Annotated in this window: 11 protein-coding genes and 3 pseudogenes; 12 read left to right on the forward strand and 2 right to left on the reverse strand. The window is 61.4% G+C overall.

Annotation, left to right across the window (positions count from 1 at the left end; all coding sequences use genetic code 11):
- Positions 1-24 precede the first annotated feature (24 nt).
- Positions 25-585 (reverse strand): carboxymuconolactone decarboxylase family protein, encoded by a 561-nt coding sequence (locus JFU04_RS15460; protein WP_065908152.1) that lies wholly within the window; start codon positions 583-585, stop codon positions 25-27.
- A 102-nt stretch (positions 586-687) separates the two neighbouring features.
- On the opposite strand from JFU04_RS15460, the gene JFU04_RS15465 reads away from it, so the two are divergent.
- Both JFU04_RS15465 and JFU04_RS15470 read left to right on the forward strand, forming a co-directional pair.
- A complete protein-coding gene (locus tag JFU04_RS15465) occupies positions 688-1,596 on the forward strand; it encodes an AraC family transcriptional regulator (RefSeq protein WP_065908148.1) in 909 nt (302 codons plus the stop codon).
- Positions 1,597-1,707: 111 nt separating this feature from the next.
- The gene (locus JFU04_RS15470; protein ID WP_242485910.1) at positions 1,708-3,234 is read left to right on the forward strand and encodes a M91 family zinc metallopeptidase; all 1,527 of its coding nucleotides are present in this window, start codon (positions 1,708-1,710) and stop codon (positions 3,232-3,234) included.
- On the opposite strand, the gene JFU04_RS15475 is transcribed toward JFU04_RS15470, so the two are convergent.
- Positions 3,227-4,150, reverse strand: a complete 924-nt coding sequence (locus JFU04_RS15475; RefSeq protein WP_201144770.1) for a LysR substrate-binding domain-containing protein — start codon at positions 4,148-4,150, stop codon at positions 3,227-3,229. The genes JFU04_RS15470 and JFU04_RS15475 overlap by 8 nt on opposite strands.
- A 117-nt stretch (positions 4,151-4,267) precedes the next feature.
- On the opposite strand from JFU04_RS15475, the gene JFU04_RS15480 reads away from it, so the two are divergent.
- The 10 genes and pseudogenes from JFU04_RS15480 to glgA all read left to right on the forward strand — a co-directional run bounded on the left by JFU04_RS15480 (position 4,268) and on the right by glgA (position 14,900).
- Complete coding sequence (locus JFU04_RS15480) at positions 4,268-5,263, forward strand: aldo/keto reductase (protein WP_120448737.1); 996 nt, start codon at positions 4,268-4,270, stop codon at positions 5,261-5,263.
- 161 nt (positions 5,264-5,424) lie between these two features.
- On the forward strand, positions 5,425-6,984 hold the full coding sequence (locus tag JFU04_RS15485; protein WP_201144772.1) for a M91 family zinc metallopeptidase: 1,560 nt from the start codon (positions 5,425-5,427) through the stop codon (positions 6,982-6,984).
- A gap of 173 nt (positions 6,985-7,157) precedes the next feature.
- Positions 7,158-8,291: pseudogene (locus JFU04_RS30655) on the forward strand (cache domain-containing protein); the annotation flags it as partial.
- Between the two features lie 342 nt (positions 8,292-8,633).
- Positions 8,634-9,152, forward strand: a pseudogene (locus JFU04_RS30660) (methyl-accepting chemotaxis protein); the annotation flags it as partial.
- A gap of 78 nt (positions 9,153-9,230) precedes the next feature.
- Positions 9,231-9,689: an SRPBCC family protein gene (locus JFU04_RS15495; protein WP_201144776.1), complete on the forward strand. Its 459-nt coding sequence runs from the start codon at positions 9,231-9,233 to the stop codon at positions 9,687-9,689.
- Between the two features lie 111 nt (positions 9,690-9,800).
- On the forward strand, positions 9,801-10,247 hold the full coding sequence (locus JFU04_RS15500) for a DUF411 domain-containing protein (protein ID WP_065908136.1): 447 nt from the start codon (positions 9,801-9,803) through the stop codon (positions 10,245-10,247).
- Positions 10,248-10,250: 3 nt separating this feature from the next.
- On the forward strand, positions 10,251-10,694 hold the full coding sequence (locus JFU04_RS15505) for a YqaA family protein (RefSeq protein ID WP_106803710.1): 444 nt from the start codon (positions 10,251-10,253) through the stop codon (positions 10,692-10,694).
- Between the two features lie 45 nt (positions 10,695-10,739).
- Positions 10,740-11,753, forward strand: coding sequence for an alpha/beta fold hydrolase (locus JFU04_RS15510; RefSeq protein ID WP_201144778.1), 1,014 nt, complete (start codon positions 10,740-10,742; stop codon positions 11,751-11,753).
- A 26-nt stretch (positions 11,754-11,779) separates the two neighbouring features.
- A pseudogene (locus JFU04_RS15515) lies at positions 11,780-12,715 on the forward strand (D-2-hydroxyacid dehydrogenase family protein); the annotation flags it as partial.
- A 631-nt stretch (positions 12,716-13,346) separates the two neighbouring features.
- Positions 13,347-14,900 carry a glycogen synthase GlgA gene (gene glgA, locus JFU04_RS15520; RefSeq protein ID WP_065908128.1) on the forward strand — a complete coding sequence of 518 codons (1,554 nt, stop codon included), beginning with the start codon at positions 13,347-13,349 and terminating at the stop codon, positions 14,898-14,900.
- The last annotated feature ends 5 nt before the right edge of the window (positions 14,901-14,905 follow it).

Genomic DNA, 14,905 nt, shown 5'->3' on the forward strand with positions numbered 1-14,905 from the left:
TAACGCAGAGGGACCATCGCCACTTCAGCTGGCCGGTTTTTCCCAACGGTATTGCGCCAGCTCCGGGTTCAGCGGGGTACGGGCAAACACGTTAGCGAAGTTGCACAGGGTTGCCAGGCTGACGCCCAAAATAACTTCCAGGGCCTGGCCTTCGGAGTAGCCTGCCGCACGGAACGCGTCATAACCGGCATCGCTGACATCGCCGCGGGTGGCGATCACTTCACGGGTGAAGGCGGCGAGTGTCTCATACCGCGCATTGGGTAATTCGCCACGCTGGCGCAGGGCCTCGATCACCGCCTCCGGCAGCTTGGCTTTGTTGCGCGCCACGGCGGTGTGACCGGCAACGCAGAAGTCGCAGCCATGGGTCGTCGCGGCAATCAATTGCACCACTTCACGATCAGCCAGGCTCAGTTCGGCCTTGGCGTTCAGGCCGGAGACGGTGATGTAGGTTTCCAGCGCCGCCGGAGCATTGGCCAGCACCGCCAGCAGATTAGGGATAAAGCCCGAGCCTTTCAGTGCGTTTTCGAGGAAGGGTTTGGCCGCATCCGGGGCGGTTTCGGGGGTGAGCAGCGGTACACGGGACATGGAGTGGTCTCCTGGGGGGTTGGTGTAACCAGTCTGTTGGTTATAAAAAAACCCCTCAATAGGCTAAAGTAGCGATTACTTGCTCTTGAGTCTTTCCATTAGATGAATTCGTCCAGTGCACTTGTCGATTGGTTATTAGACAGCCTCGAACTCAACACCAGCCTGTTCCACGTCGGGCGTTATTGCGGCGACTGGCACGCCAGTACCCACGGCCTGGCCCGGGCCAGTTTCCACCTGATCGTGCAGGGTCAGTGCTGGTTGCACATCGATGGCGAGCCCACGCCGGTGGCGCTGGACAACGGCGACGCGGTGTTCCTGCTGCGTGACCTTGAGTATCGACTGTCGGGTGAGGCCACGGCGGCGGGCGCGCAGGAATGCCCGCGTCGCCCAATGGAGCCGCTGGACAGCAGCGCCACCGACGGCGTGGGCTTGGTCTGCGGGTTCTTCCATTTCCAGTCCGGCCTGTCGGCGATGATTGTCGACACCCTGCCCGCCTGGATCGTGCTGCGAGCCGGCGATCCGTCACTCACGGCTGCGCGCAACCTGTTCGACCTGATCCTGCAAGAATGCGCACGCACTCCGCCCTCTTCCGCCTTGCTGGAACGCCTCTGCCATCTGCTGTTCCTGTATGTGCTGCGCCAACAGGTGCTGGATAACACCGAACTTGGCGGCCTGGCCGCGCTGGCCCGGCAGCCGACATTTGCGCATTTGCTCGAGCAATTGATCGCCCACCCCGAGCAACCCTGGAGCCTGGAAAGCATGGCCGCCTGCACCGGGCTGTCGCGCTCGGCGTTTTTCAAGCGGTTCAATGAGCTGTGCGGGCAATCGCCGGGGCAAGTATTGCTGATGATGCGCGTGCGCCATGCCTGCCAACTGTTCAAGCAGGACCAGACCGTGGCCGATGTAGCGCTGGCGGTGGGGTATCAATCAGTGGCGGCGTTTACGCGCGCGTTTCATAAGGTCACCGGGCAGCAGCCCGGCGCTTACCGCAAGGGTTTGGCGTCGAAATAAAATGCAAGTGTGTAGTTTTACGCCAATCAAGCTGTAAGAAAATATGGAACTGTTTTTCCGGCGCTCTCACACAAGGAGTACATCTTCGGCAAACAGTGGAACTTTTCACCCATGATCAACCCCGCAGCACCTCCGACAAGCCGCCAAAACCATGATCCGCTGCGCGATGCAAAACCTTCAGCGCCCGAGGATTCCATCTACGTCCAGCCGCGTTTGGACCCGAGCAAGGGCCCGATGCAAACCAAGACCGAGGTTTTGCACAACGACGATTACTCAAAGATTTCACGGCAGGCCAAGTGGGACTTCCTGAGCAGACCGCCGGAGTTAAAGCAACTCACACTGGTGATGGAAACGGGCAATGCTGCCGACGCGGTCCATGTCGGCAAAAACCCTGATGGCCGTCTCAAGGTCCAGATCAATGGAAAGTCATACGCGCTCGATGACAAGGACCGAGACGGGAAGCCCCTGCATTTGCTGATCAAAACCCACGGCGGAAACGACCAGGTAACCGTCAGTGAAGACGTGAAAAACCCGCTGACGATTGAAGGGGGCAAAGGGGATGACACGCTCACTGGCGGCGGTGGCATCACTCGGCTTCTGGGCGGGCCGGGCAACGACACGCTTAAGCTGCGCTCGCATGCAGGCTATGCCGAAGGCAACGACGGCGACGATACAATCATCGGCGGCCCCGGCAATTCAGCCATGTACGGGAACAACGGGGATGATCGGCTGTATGCGGGCGCCGGCCCCGCCACAAAACAGAGCTATCTGGATGGGGGAGCAGGCAACGACCGGCTGTACGCCGGTAATGGGCATACGGTACTCCATGGTGGCAAAGGTGACGACGATTTGGTCGGGCACGATCGAACGACGTTCTACACCGGTAAAGGTCAGGATCGAGTCTGGAACAACCAGCAAGGCGATCATATATATGCCAAGACCGGCGATGTGTACGACCGGTCGCAAGGCTCAACATTGACCCCGGTGCAACCCAGCACTGCTGGCGGTGCGGGATTTGGGGTCGTAGGCACGCCACAATTCAAACAACGCGTAGAGGATGATCTCGAGTTTCTGCGCGGCTCTCCCACTGGGCAAAAGATGCTCACGGATATGGACAGGGAAGCCGCCGTGGCAGGGGGAAAAGTCACTATCGAGGAACAAACAGACAGAGGCAACGCTTACAATTTCGGGAGTTTGGAACTGGATAAGGCTTGGGAAAACGGTCGCCGTATAGACGGTGATGACCCTAAAAGGGGCAAGATCACCGACAATAAACCTGGCTCGCGCGCCAATAAGGGGGTGATCGCTTACGACACAAGCACTACGGTCGCACCGGATGGACGCACCTTTGGATTTCCACTCATCGGGCTGGTTCATGAAGTGGGGCATTCCTACAACGGTGCGACGGGAACAAACCTGCCAGGCACAACCATAGAGCACCCGCCAGCACGCCCTGACATTTCAATTCCTATCAGGAACACTGAGTTCCAGGTCGTCGGTTTGCCGAGCAGCGCGTCGCCTTTCGATTTCGATAACGATCCATCCACCCCGCCCACCCGCATCAACCCCGAGCATTTCACGGAGAATGGCATGAGGCGCGAAATGGGTCTTCCAGAGCGCAAAACCTACCTCACCTGAGACGCTGACGTTGCAGCCCGGTGCCGGGTTGGGCGCATAACTCCACCAGCCAATCGACAAATACCCGCACCCGCTGCGACAGCTGCCGGTGTGGCGGGTACAGTGCCGTGAGCGCCATTTTCGGCACTGCAAGCTGCCCCAGCACTTCCACCAGGCTGCCCTGCGCCAGGCGCTGCATCGCGTGGTAGTACGGCGCCTGGATCAACCCGTAGCCCGCTTCACAGGCACAGAAGTAGCCGTCGGCACTGTTGACCGCAACCACCTTGGGCAGGTTGACCGCACGCAGTTCAGCGCCGAATTGAAACTCCAGGCCAAAGCGTTTGCCGCTGGCACTGGAAACGTACTCGACCATCTGGTGCCCGGCCAGGTCATCAAGACTTGCCGGCACGCCCTTGCGCGCCAGATAACCGGGGCTCGCCAAGGTGATTTGATCCATCATTGCCAACGGCCTCGCCACCAGCGATTCGTCCAAGGCGAGGCCACCGCGCAACACGCAATCCACGCCCTCGCGGATCAGGTCCACCGGGCGGTCGTTGAGGCCAATTTCCAAATCAATGTGCGGGTATCGAGTAGTAAATGTCGGCAAGGCGGGAATGACCAGAAAGCGGCCGATACCCGAGGGCATATCAACGCTCAAGGTGCCGCGCGGGTTCTGCCGGCGCGTGGAAAACACCGCCTCGGTTTCTTCAAGGTCGGCAAGCAATTGCACGCAGCGCTGGTAGTACGCCGCACCGTCCAGGGTCGGGCTGACCTGGCGCGTGGTGCGTTGCAGCAATTGGACGCCGAGGTGCGCTTCCAGCTGCTTGATCAGGATGGTCACCGAGGCGCGCGGCAATTGCAGGCTGTCGGCCGCCTTGGCAAACCCGCCCAATTCGACGATCCGGGTGAAGACACGCATCGCATTAAAACGGTCCACGGGCCGGCTCCTGATTGATTATTTAGAAATTACGAATAGTGATAGTGCTTTTAGCCGGTTTATCAAGGTTTTGTCGAGGATGACAATGGAGCCCTTCCCCACCCAGGAGCTTTACCCATGCACACTCGTCAACTCGGTAAAAACGGCCCGCACGTCTCCGCCATCGGCCTCGGCTGCATGGGCATGACGGATTTCTACACCACCGGCAGTGATACCCAGGAGGCCGTCGCCACGTTGCATCGCGCGCTGGAACTGGGGGTCAACTTCCTCGATACCGCCGACATCTACGGCCCGCACACCAATGAGGCACTGATCGGCAAAGCCATCGCCGGCAAGCGCGACCAGGTGTTCCTGGCGAGCAAGTTCGGCATCGTGCGTGACCCGGCGAATCCGGCAGTGCGCGGGGTCAATGGCCGGCCCGAATACATTCGCAATGCTATCGACGGCACCCTGCAACGGCTGGGCATCGACACCCTGGATTTGTACTACCAGCACCGTATCGACCCCGACGTGGCCATCGAAGAAACCGTCGGCGCCATGGCCGATCTGGTCACACAGGGCAAGGTGCGTTACCTGGGGCTGAGCGAAGCGTCTGCCGTCACACTGGAGCGCGCCCATCGCGTGCACCCCATCAGCGCCCTGCAAAGCGAGTATTCACTGTGGAGCCGCGACCAGGAACTCAACGGCTGCCTGGCTGCCTGCCAACGCCTGGGCATCGCCTTTGTGCCGTACAGTCCATTAGGCCGGGGGTTTCTCACCGGCGCGCTGAAAAGCCCGGATGATTTCGCTGCCGATGATTACCGCCGTTTCAGCCCGCGCTTCCAGGGCGACAACTTTGCGAAAAACCTGCTGCTGGTCCAACAGGTCCAGGCACTCGCTGCCGAAAAAGGCGTAACGGCCGGGCAACTGGCACTGGCGTGGGTGTTGGCACAGGGCGAATTCATTCTGCCGATCCCCGGCACCAAGCAGCGCAAGTACCTGGAAGAAAACGTCGCCGCCGTCTCGCTGACCCTCAGCACCCGCGAGCTGGCCGCGCTGGAGGCGATCTTCCCGGCCGATGCCACCGCCGGCCTGCGTTATCCCGAGGCGGTAATGGCGATGCTGGATATCTGACCGCCAAACCCACGGGGCGCCTGGAGGGAGGCGCCCCCACGACGAAACGTTTGGCACTCAATAGGCCCCGGGCGGAGGAACGTTTGCAGGCGCGATGCCACGTAAGAGCAGCCCTGATGCGTCATCAGGGGCGCCTCAAGAGTCGATAAAAAGGACCTGTCATGATATCCACGCCATCCAACCCCTCGGCCACCCAGCCTTACGCCCAGCTACCCAAGCCTCCCGAGACAGCCACCTCGCCCTACACCCCACCGACCGACCTCAAGCCAGACATGGTTAACCGCCGGACACAGGTGCTGTTTGACGAAGGTGGCACCAAAATCAGCCGGTCAATCGACTGGGACCCCAGTGACCCGAAAAAGCCGCAGATCCTGAACAATTTCCTGCACGTAGAAACCGGTGATCGCGCTGACCGGGTCCATGTGCGCAATTTACCGAATGACAAGATGCAGATCACAATCAACGATAAACCGCATGTATTCGACGTCAAAAGCAAGGAAGACCGCGAGCAGGAGCTGGCGATCGATACCCACGGCGGCGACGACACGGTCATCATCGACGATGACGTCAAGCTTCGTACAAGAGTGGAAGGCGGTGATGGTGACGATCGCATCCAGGCTGGCGGCGGTCGCAGCAGGCTGTTCGGAGGGCGTGGCAACGATGCCCTGGTGTTGGGCAGTGGTTTGGGTTATGCCGCCGGCGGCGAGGGCGACGACACGATCATCGGCGGCAGCGGCAACGGCGTGATGTACGGCAACAAGGGCAATGACCTGCTCATTGCGGGCTCTGGCCCCGCCACCAAGCAAACCTACATGGACGGTGGAGACGGCGACGATGTGCTCTTCTCCGGCAGCGGGCACACCGTTGCACATGGTGGCAATGGCGATGACAACTTGGTCGGGAACGCACGCACGACGTTCTACACCGGCAAAGGCAAAGACAGCATTTGGAACAACCAGCCCAATGACCGTATCTACGCCAAGGCCGGGGATAGTTTCGACCGCACCCAAGGATCGGCTTTCACCGAAGTCAAACCCAGCAATGCCGGCAACCGCGGCTTCAGCGTGGACGTCCCACCAGAAGTCAACGAGGACCAGGCACAGGAGTTCAAGCAGAGCGTCGCCGACGATTTTGAATTTCTGCGCAGTTCACCCACGGGGCAACAGGCACTCAAGCGAATGGATGAACTTGCGGCAATAAACGGCGCCAAGGTCAGCATACGGCCGATCAACCACGGCGGTAACGAATACCTGTTTGGCAGCACTGGACTGGAAAACATGACACCTGAGGAGTCCGAAAGCGCAGGCGAAGGGGCCTTCGGGACGATCACCAATGGCGTGCCCGGTGCCCGCGCCGATCGCGGCATCATTCACTTTGACTCGCCGGCTACGCTCGAAAACGCCGACCGCACCAACACACGGGTACCCGCCACCGCTCTCTTCGCTCAGGTGGCCTCCGCCTACAATGGCGCAACCGGTACATTCCTGCCGGGGGAAACCCGCGAAGCGCCGGGAGAATCGGGTCTCGCCAGGAATGAAGTACGTCAAGCCATTGGCCTGCCCAGCGATGCCGAACCTTTTGATTTCGACAATGACCCCTCGACACCGCCGAGCACCGTCAATCCGAGACCGTTCACCGAAAACGCCCTGAATGAAGAGATGGGCAAACCCTTGAGGAAGACCGTTTTATGGTCACCTAGCGATCAAGGTCGTGGGACGTAGAGCGGCGCCTCAATATCGGTTCTGACACGGAGCGCGGCGGGTAGTCGGCCTCGCTCTGGTCAGCCCCAGCTATTTAGCACCATCGTACCTAAAGCTCCGCCCATCCACGCCGATAGCCCTACGAAGCTCCAAAAAGCCGCGTCGACAATAAACGCTTCGTAAGGACGAATCCCATGCCCCCACTGCGCTCCATCCAAACTCGCTACACCCTGTTTCTGGTGCTGTTCGTCCTGGTGTTATTGGTCTTGACGGTCGTGGGTATCGGCCAGTTGGTTGCGCCCAAGCTGCAGTACACCGAAGAACAGGTGGTGCTCAACCGCATCAGTGAAGTGGCCGAGCAGATCCAGGGCGAACTGAACAAGGTCCAGGCCCAGCAACGCAGCATCACCCAGACCATTGTGCTGCTCGACAGCGATGCCATCGACAAGGTCCTGCCCGGCCTGGTGGACCAGTACGGCGAGCTGAAAGTCTTCGGCGGCGGCATCTGGCCGCTGCCCAACCAGCGCACCCCGGGGCGCAACAAGCACAGCACGTTCTGGCACCGCGATGCGTCGGGCAAGCTCGTAGTGAACACGTTCTGGAACAGCGACCCTGCCCCCAATTACTACGACCAGAGCTGGTACAAGGGCGGCCTCGCCGCGCCGCGTGGCCAATGCGCCTGGGCTGCCGCCTACAAGGACGACGCCAGCCAGGAGCCGCGCACCAACTGCGCCATGGCGATCCAGCGGGACGGTGCGGCGTATGGCGTCGCCACCATTGACGTGACCCTGGGCTTTTTCAACGCGCTGGTGGCCAGCAAGGAAAAAGACATCGGCGGGCAGATGCTGATCGTCGAAGGCGACGGCAAGATCATCAGCAACAGCACGCGCCTCAGTGGCCCGGTGGTGTTGAAGAACATCAGCGAACTCACCGGCACCTCGGCATTTGCCGCCCAGGTCAGCAAAGCCCTGGCCCACCGTGACCAGGCCTTGCAGCGCAGTGAGTTCGACAACCAGGGCGTGGCCAGCACGTTCTATATGCGCCCCATCGAAGGCACGCCGTGGTTCCTGGCGACCGCCCTGCCCACCTCGTTGATCACCGCCCAGCGCGACGACGTGCTCGGCAGCCTGGCCCTGGTGCAAATCCCCATGGTGCTGCTGTTGGTGCTGCTGGCGGCCTATGCGATCCGCCAACTGGTGCAACGCATGAACACGCTGAAAGCCAATATTGACGCGTTGTCCGCCGGTGACGCCGACCTGACGCGACGCATCACCATCCGCGCTGAAGACGAACTCGGCGCCATCGGCCACTCGGTCAACCGCTTTATCGTGTACCTGCAAAACATGATCGGCGAGGTCACGCAGGCCACCGGCGCCATGTCGTCGGGCCTTGAACAGCTGCAGAAAACCTCGGCGCACACCAACCAGATCCTGGTGCGCCACGCCTCGGAGACCGACCAGACCGTCACCGCCATCACCGAGATGAGTTCCACCGCCGACACGGTTGCGCAGAACGCCGCAGAAACCGCCTCGTTCACTCAACGCGCCAACGAACACGCCGACCGTTCCCGCGTGGTGGTCGGCGAAGCCTCCAGCAGTGTCAGCGCCCTGATCGGCGAAGTGGCCAGCGCCACCCACACCGTGGAGAACATGCGCCAGGACGCCGCGCGCATCACCGAAACCCTGGGCGTGATCGGCGCAATTGCGGGCCAGACCAACCTGCTGGCGCTCAACGCCGCAATCGAAGCGGCACGGGCCGGCGAACAAGGCCGGGGGTTTGCCGTGGTCGCCGACGAAGTCCGAGCACTGGCCGCGCGCACCCAGGCCAGCACCTCGCAGATCAACGAGATGCTCGCGCGCCTGACTACCGGGGTGAGTTCGTCGGTGGCGGCCATGGAAAACACCCAGGCCAGTTGCCAATCGGCGGCGGATGCCACCGCGCGGGTCAACACCGGCCTGGACGAGATGGCAGGCTCGGTCAGCCATATCAACAACCTCAGCACGCAGATCGCCACGGCCGCCGAGCAGCAAAGCGCGGTGACCGAGGAGATCAACCGCAGCATGGTGCAGATCCGACAGATGGTCGAGGAACTGGTGCAGAGCGGCCATGCCACGCAAACCAATACGCAGACCCTGCTGGACGCCAATGGACGCGTGATTGCCTTGATGGGGCGTTTCAAGGTGAGCTGATAAATGGCCGGGATACTCCCGTGCAATGCGCGGGAGTCGGACTATTCTGACAGTTCACAGCCACACAGGAGGTGTGCCATGCGCGCTGCAGAGCAGTCAGTCCGCTTGGAGCGGATCAGTCAGGAACGCTTTATCGAGGCCCCCATCGATGCCGTCTACGACTATGTGACCCAGCCGGATCGCTGGCACGAATGGCACCCCACATCCCTGAGTGCCGACACCGGCACCACCGGTTCACTCCCCGTCGGCACGCGCTTTACCGAAATGATCGACCTCTTGGGCGTGCGCGTGCCCATGAGTTACCGCGTACAGGTCGCCCGCCGCCCCGCCGAATTCAAGACCGTGTTTACCTCTCTCGCCGTCGATGGCTCCATTCACTACTTCCTGCAGCCGTTTCGCGGCGGCACGCTGTTCAAGCGCGTGCTGACCTATGAGACCGAATTGCAGCTGGCCACCCTGCATGAGCGCATGATCGAGTTGTCCGCGATTGCCCTGGACCAACTCAAGCATCGGCTGGAAAACCCGCCCTTCGTATAATTTTGAAACATTACCGCGAAGGTTGCTCGCCGGTAGGCGCTGGCTTGCCTGCGATGACGTCGTCATGATCGCCGCCATCCCAATCGCCACTTCCTGCTTGCGAGCCTCCTGATGAAAACCACCCTGCGCCTGGCACTGCTGTCGGCCCTGTTCACCACCACGCTGGCCCAGGCCGCCGACCTGATCCCCATCGACGTACACCGCGACGCTAACTGCGGTTGCTGCAAGAAATGGATCAGCCACCTGGAAAGCAATGGCTTCAAGGTCAATGACCATGTCGAAGCCAATATGAGTGACGTCAAGCAACGCCTTGGCGTGGCGCCGCGCCTGGGCTCATGCCACACCGCCGTGATCGACGGCAAGTTCGTCGAAGGCCATGTGCCCGCCGAGCAGGTCCTGGCGCTGCGCAAGCGCAACGACCTGCTGGGAATCGCCGCACCGGGCATGCCCATGGGTTCGCCGGGCATGGAAGTCGAAGGTCGCAGCGAGGCGTATCAGGTCATCGGCCTGACCCGCGACGGCCAGGATGTGGTGGTGGCCGAGTACCCGGCACACTGACCGATGCTTGCCGGTTACCTGGGGCTGTTTCTCGCCGCGTTTGGCGCCGCGACCCTGCTGCCCCTGCAATCCGAAGCCGTGCTGGTAGGCCTGCTGCTCAGCGGGCATTACAGCCTGTGGTGGCTGCTGGTGGTCGCGACGCTGGGCAATGTGCTGGGGTCGGTGCTGAACTGGCTGCTCGGGCGTGGGGTGGAGCGCTTCAAGCACCGGCGCTGGTTTCCGGTCAGCGACCCGCAACTGGCCAAAGCCCGGCACCATTACCAGCGTTGGGGGCACTGGACGCTGCTGCTCAGTTGGGTGCCGATCATCGGTGACCCGCTGACGCTGGTCGCCGGGGTGATGCGCGAGCCGTTGTGGCGTTTCCTGCTGCTGGTGACCCTGGCCAAGGGCGTGCGTTACGGGGTGCTGGCCGCCCTGACCTTACAGTGGGTGTTAATCCCCACTTAATCGCCTCCCAACAGCATCCGAGACATCTTGTCTGGAGCCCCGCCCATGCCTCTGATCCGCACCTTTTGCCTTGCCGGCCTGCTCACCGCCAGTGTCACCCCGGTGTTTGCAACCACTGAAGGCCCTGCCTACGGGCCAGAACTGCAAGGCTTTGCGTACCCCTATCCACTTGAGCACTTCAACTTCCAATCCCAGGGCAAGTCCCTGCAGATGGGCTACATGGACATCCCCGCCACCGGCAAGGCCAACGGGCGCAGCGTGGTGCTGATGCACGGCAAGAACTTCTGCGGCGCTACCTGGGAAGGCTCGATCAAGGCCTTGAGCGAGGCCGGTTACCGGGTGATCGCGCCCGACCAGATCGGCTTCTGCACCTCCAGCAAGCCTGATCACTATCAGTACAGCTTCCAGCAACTGGCGCAAAATACCCATCAACTCCTGGAAAAGCTCGGCATTCACCAGGCGACCATTATCGGCCACTCCACCGGCGGCATGCTCGCCACCCGCTACGCCCTGCTCTATCCGGCCCAGACCGAGCAGCTTGGGCTGGTGAACCCGATTGGCCTGGAAGACTGGAAAGCCCTCGGCGTGCCCTACAGCAGCGTCGACCAGTGGTACCAGCGCGAGCTTAAACTCAGCGCCGAAGGCATTCGCAAGTACGAACTCAACACCTACTATGTAGGGCGCTGGAAGCCCGAATACGACCGCTGGGTCGATATGCTTGCCGGCCTCAATAAAGGTCCGGGCCATACCCAGGTGGCATGGAACTCGGCATTGATTTACGACATGATCTTCACCCAGCCGGTGTACTACGAGTTCAAGGACCTGCAGATGCCGACCCTGCTGTGGATCGGTACCGCGGACAACACCGCGATCGGCAAGGACCTGGCGCCGCCGGAGGTCAAGGCCAAGCTCGGCAACTACGCGGTACTCGGCAAGCAGGTGGCCAAGCTGATCCCGCATTCCACCCTGGTGGAATTCCCGGGCCTGGGCCATGCACCGCAAATGGAAGAACCGGCACAGTTCAATAAAGCATTGTTGCAGGGCTTGAACGCCCTTTAATCCAACCTTTTTCGAGGCACGCGTGAATGTCGGTACAGATCGCAGTCATTGATGATTGGCAGAAGGTAGCCAGTGGCGTGGTGGACTGGTCGGTGCTGGAGTCGGTAGGCCAGGTGCATTTCCTTCACGACTACTCGGCGGACACCGCCACCCTGATCGAGCGGTTGCAGGGGTTTGAGGTGATTTGCGTGATGCGCGAGCGCACCACTTTCGACAAGGCCCTGCTGCAGGGCTTGCCCCAGCTCAAACTGCTGGTGACCGGCGGCATGCGCAACGCGGCCATCGACATCCCGGCGGCCAAGGCGCTGGGCATCCAGGTGTGTGGCACCGACAGCTACAAACAGGCCGCGCCGGAACTGACCTGGGCACTGATCATGGCCTCCACGCGCAACCTGGTGGCCGAAGCCAACTCGCTGAGAGCGGGCGGCTGGCAGGTGGGACTGGGCGGCGACCTGTATGGCAAGACCCTGGGGATCCTGGGGCTGGGCAGCATCGGCCAGAAAGTCGCGCAGTTCGCCCAGGTGTTCGGCATGCGCGTGATTGCCTGGAGTGAAAATCTCACGCCGGAACGCGCAGCCGCCTCGGGCGTGACGTGGGTCAGCAAACGCGAGTTGTTTGAACAGGCCGACATTCTCACTATCCACCTGGTGCTCAGCGACCGCAGCCGCGGCCTGGTGGATGCCGAGGCGCTGGGTTGGATGAAACCCAGCGCACGCCTGGTGAACACCGCGCGCGGTCCGATTGTGGATGAGCAGGCACTGGTGCGGGCCCTGCAAAACGGCCAACTGGCCGGCGCCGCGCTGGATGTGTTCAGCGAAGAACCGCTGCCCGCCGACCATCCGTTTCGCCAACTGGACAATGTCCTGGCCACACCACACGTGGGGTATGTCAGCGAGCAGAACTACCGGCAGTTCTACCAGCAGATGATCGAGGACATCCAAGCCTGGGCCAATCAGGCCCCCTCCGACCGCTCAACTGACAGCGTGGGGAGCAGCAATTCTCCCCTAGCAAACACACTCGATGAGGGAACCGTTCCTCCCTTAGCAAGCAAACTTCATGAGGGAACCCCTGCCCCTTAGCAAGCCGCTCCCCCTGTGGCGAGCAGGCTTGCCCTGCGTTGGGCTGCGCAGCAGCCCCAAAACCTGCCCCCCGCCCAACCTGATGCACCCCACGCACCATATTGGAGCGCTTCACCGTCATACCCCCTGCAACCCTACCTCCGCCTACCCCGCCCACCACCCCGCCCCCGTTTTCCCAGCTTTGCATATCGTTACAAGTATTTTGTCCTACAAAAATCCCCCACAAACCCTACAGGCTCTAGGATCTGTCCTAGACTGATGACCGATGGGTCCGTTTCAAAACAAAAACCCCGCGAAAAAATCGAAACTTTCCAACTCTGCCATAGGTCAGGTTTAGGGTAAGGCGCGCACAAGCGGTTCACACCAGATGCCGTCTATCCATTCTTTTTGAGCTAACCGTGCAACTGGCATACGCCTTGCCAGTTTGTCATTGCGCTTGTGCGCCTGGCCGCAGGATGCGGTCAACGGAGCTAGTGGCAGCGGGCCACTAGCCGACCAACACGTGGAGAGAACTATGATCAGTGCCGCTGCAAGTATTCAAGGAGAGCGTGTTAGTCAGCCAGTTGGCGGGTCGACAGCTTTAGTCGACCTCAACACGGTGCGGCCGGTCCCGAGTCATAATCCAAATCGCAAGAAAGTCCTGTTCGTCACCTCCGAATTCGCCGACCTGGTCAAGACCGGCGGCCTGGGCGACGTGTCTGCCGCCCTGCCCCGTGCCATGGCGCACCTGCACGATGTGCGCGTGCTGATCCCCGGCTACCCGCAGGTGATGGAGAGTGATAACCCGATCCATATCATTGGTGAACTGGGCGGCCATGCCGCGCTGCCACCGTGCAAGATCGGGCGCATGGACCTCAAGGACGGCCTGGTTATCTATGTACTGATCTGCCCTGAGCTCTATGAGCGCGAAGGCACGCCCTACGGCGCCAATAACGGCCGTGACTGGCCCGACAACCATATTCGCTTCGCCCGCCTGGGCCTGGCCGCCGCCGACATGGCCGCCAACCTCGCACAGATCCACTGGTGCCCGGACCTGGTGCACGCCCATGACTGGCCCGCTGGCCTGGCCCCGGCCTATATGCACTGGCGTGGGTCACGCACCCCGACCTTGTTCACCATCCATAACCTGGCCTACCAGGGTGTGGTCAGCCTGGCCTCGACGCCGGAGCTGGGCATTCCACCCCACGCGCTGCAACAGGAAGGCATGGAGTTCTACGGCAAGATGTCGTTCCTCAAGGCCGGCATGGCCTACTCGAGCCATATCACCACCGTGAGCGCGACGTACGCCCAGGAGATCACCACCCCGGAATTCGGCTGCGGCCTCGACGGTTTCCTTGCCGCCAAGACCCAGCAAGGCCTGCTCAGTGGCATTCCCAACGGCATTGATGAAAGTTGGGAAACCTCCACCGACACGCACCTGACCCACAACTTCAACATTGGCGACTGGGAAGGCAAGGCGATCAACGCCGGCCACGTGCGCGAATTGTTCGGCCTGCATGACTCCACCGGCCCGCTGTTCGCCGTGGTCTCGCGCCTGGTCTACCAGAAAGGCCTGGACCTGACCGAGGCCGTGTCGAGCTTTATCGTCGAAAACGGCGGCCAGATCGCGATCATCGGTCGCGGCGAGCCCGAAGAAGAGCAAGCCATGCGTGAATTGGCGCTGCGCTTCCCTGGGCAGGTCGGCGTGCGTATCGGCTTCAACGAAACCGACGCCCGCCGCATGTTCGCCGGCAGTGACTTCCTGCTGATGCCTTCACGCTACGAACCCTGCGGCCTGAGCCAGATGTACGCCCAGCGCTTCGGCTCGCTGCCGGTGGCACGCAACACCGGCGGGCTGGCGGACACCATCGAGAATGGCGTCACCGGGTTCCTGTTCAATGAATCCACGGTAGAAAGCTACGAAGAGGCGCTGAGCCGCGCGTTCCGCGTGTTCGCCAACAAGGGCCTGCTCAACGCCATGCGCAGCCGCGCCATGACCCAGCCCTTCAACTGGTGCCAGGCGGTAGAACCCTACGCCGAACTGTATGAACAACTGGTGGCCAAGGCCTTGGGGAAATCGACTAAATAATCAAG

It is taken from the genome of Pseudomonas sp. TH21, assembly GCF_016651025.1.
In the GTDB taxonomy this organism is placed as follows: domain Bacteria; phylum Pseudomonadota; class Gammaproteobacteria; order Pseudomonadales; family Pseudomonadaceae; genus Aquipseudomonas; species Aquipseudomonas aylmerensis.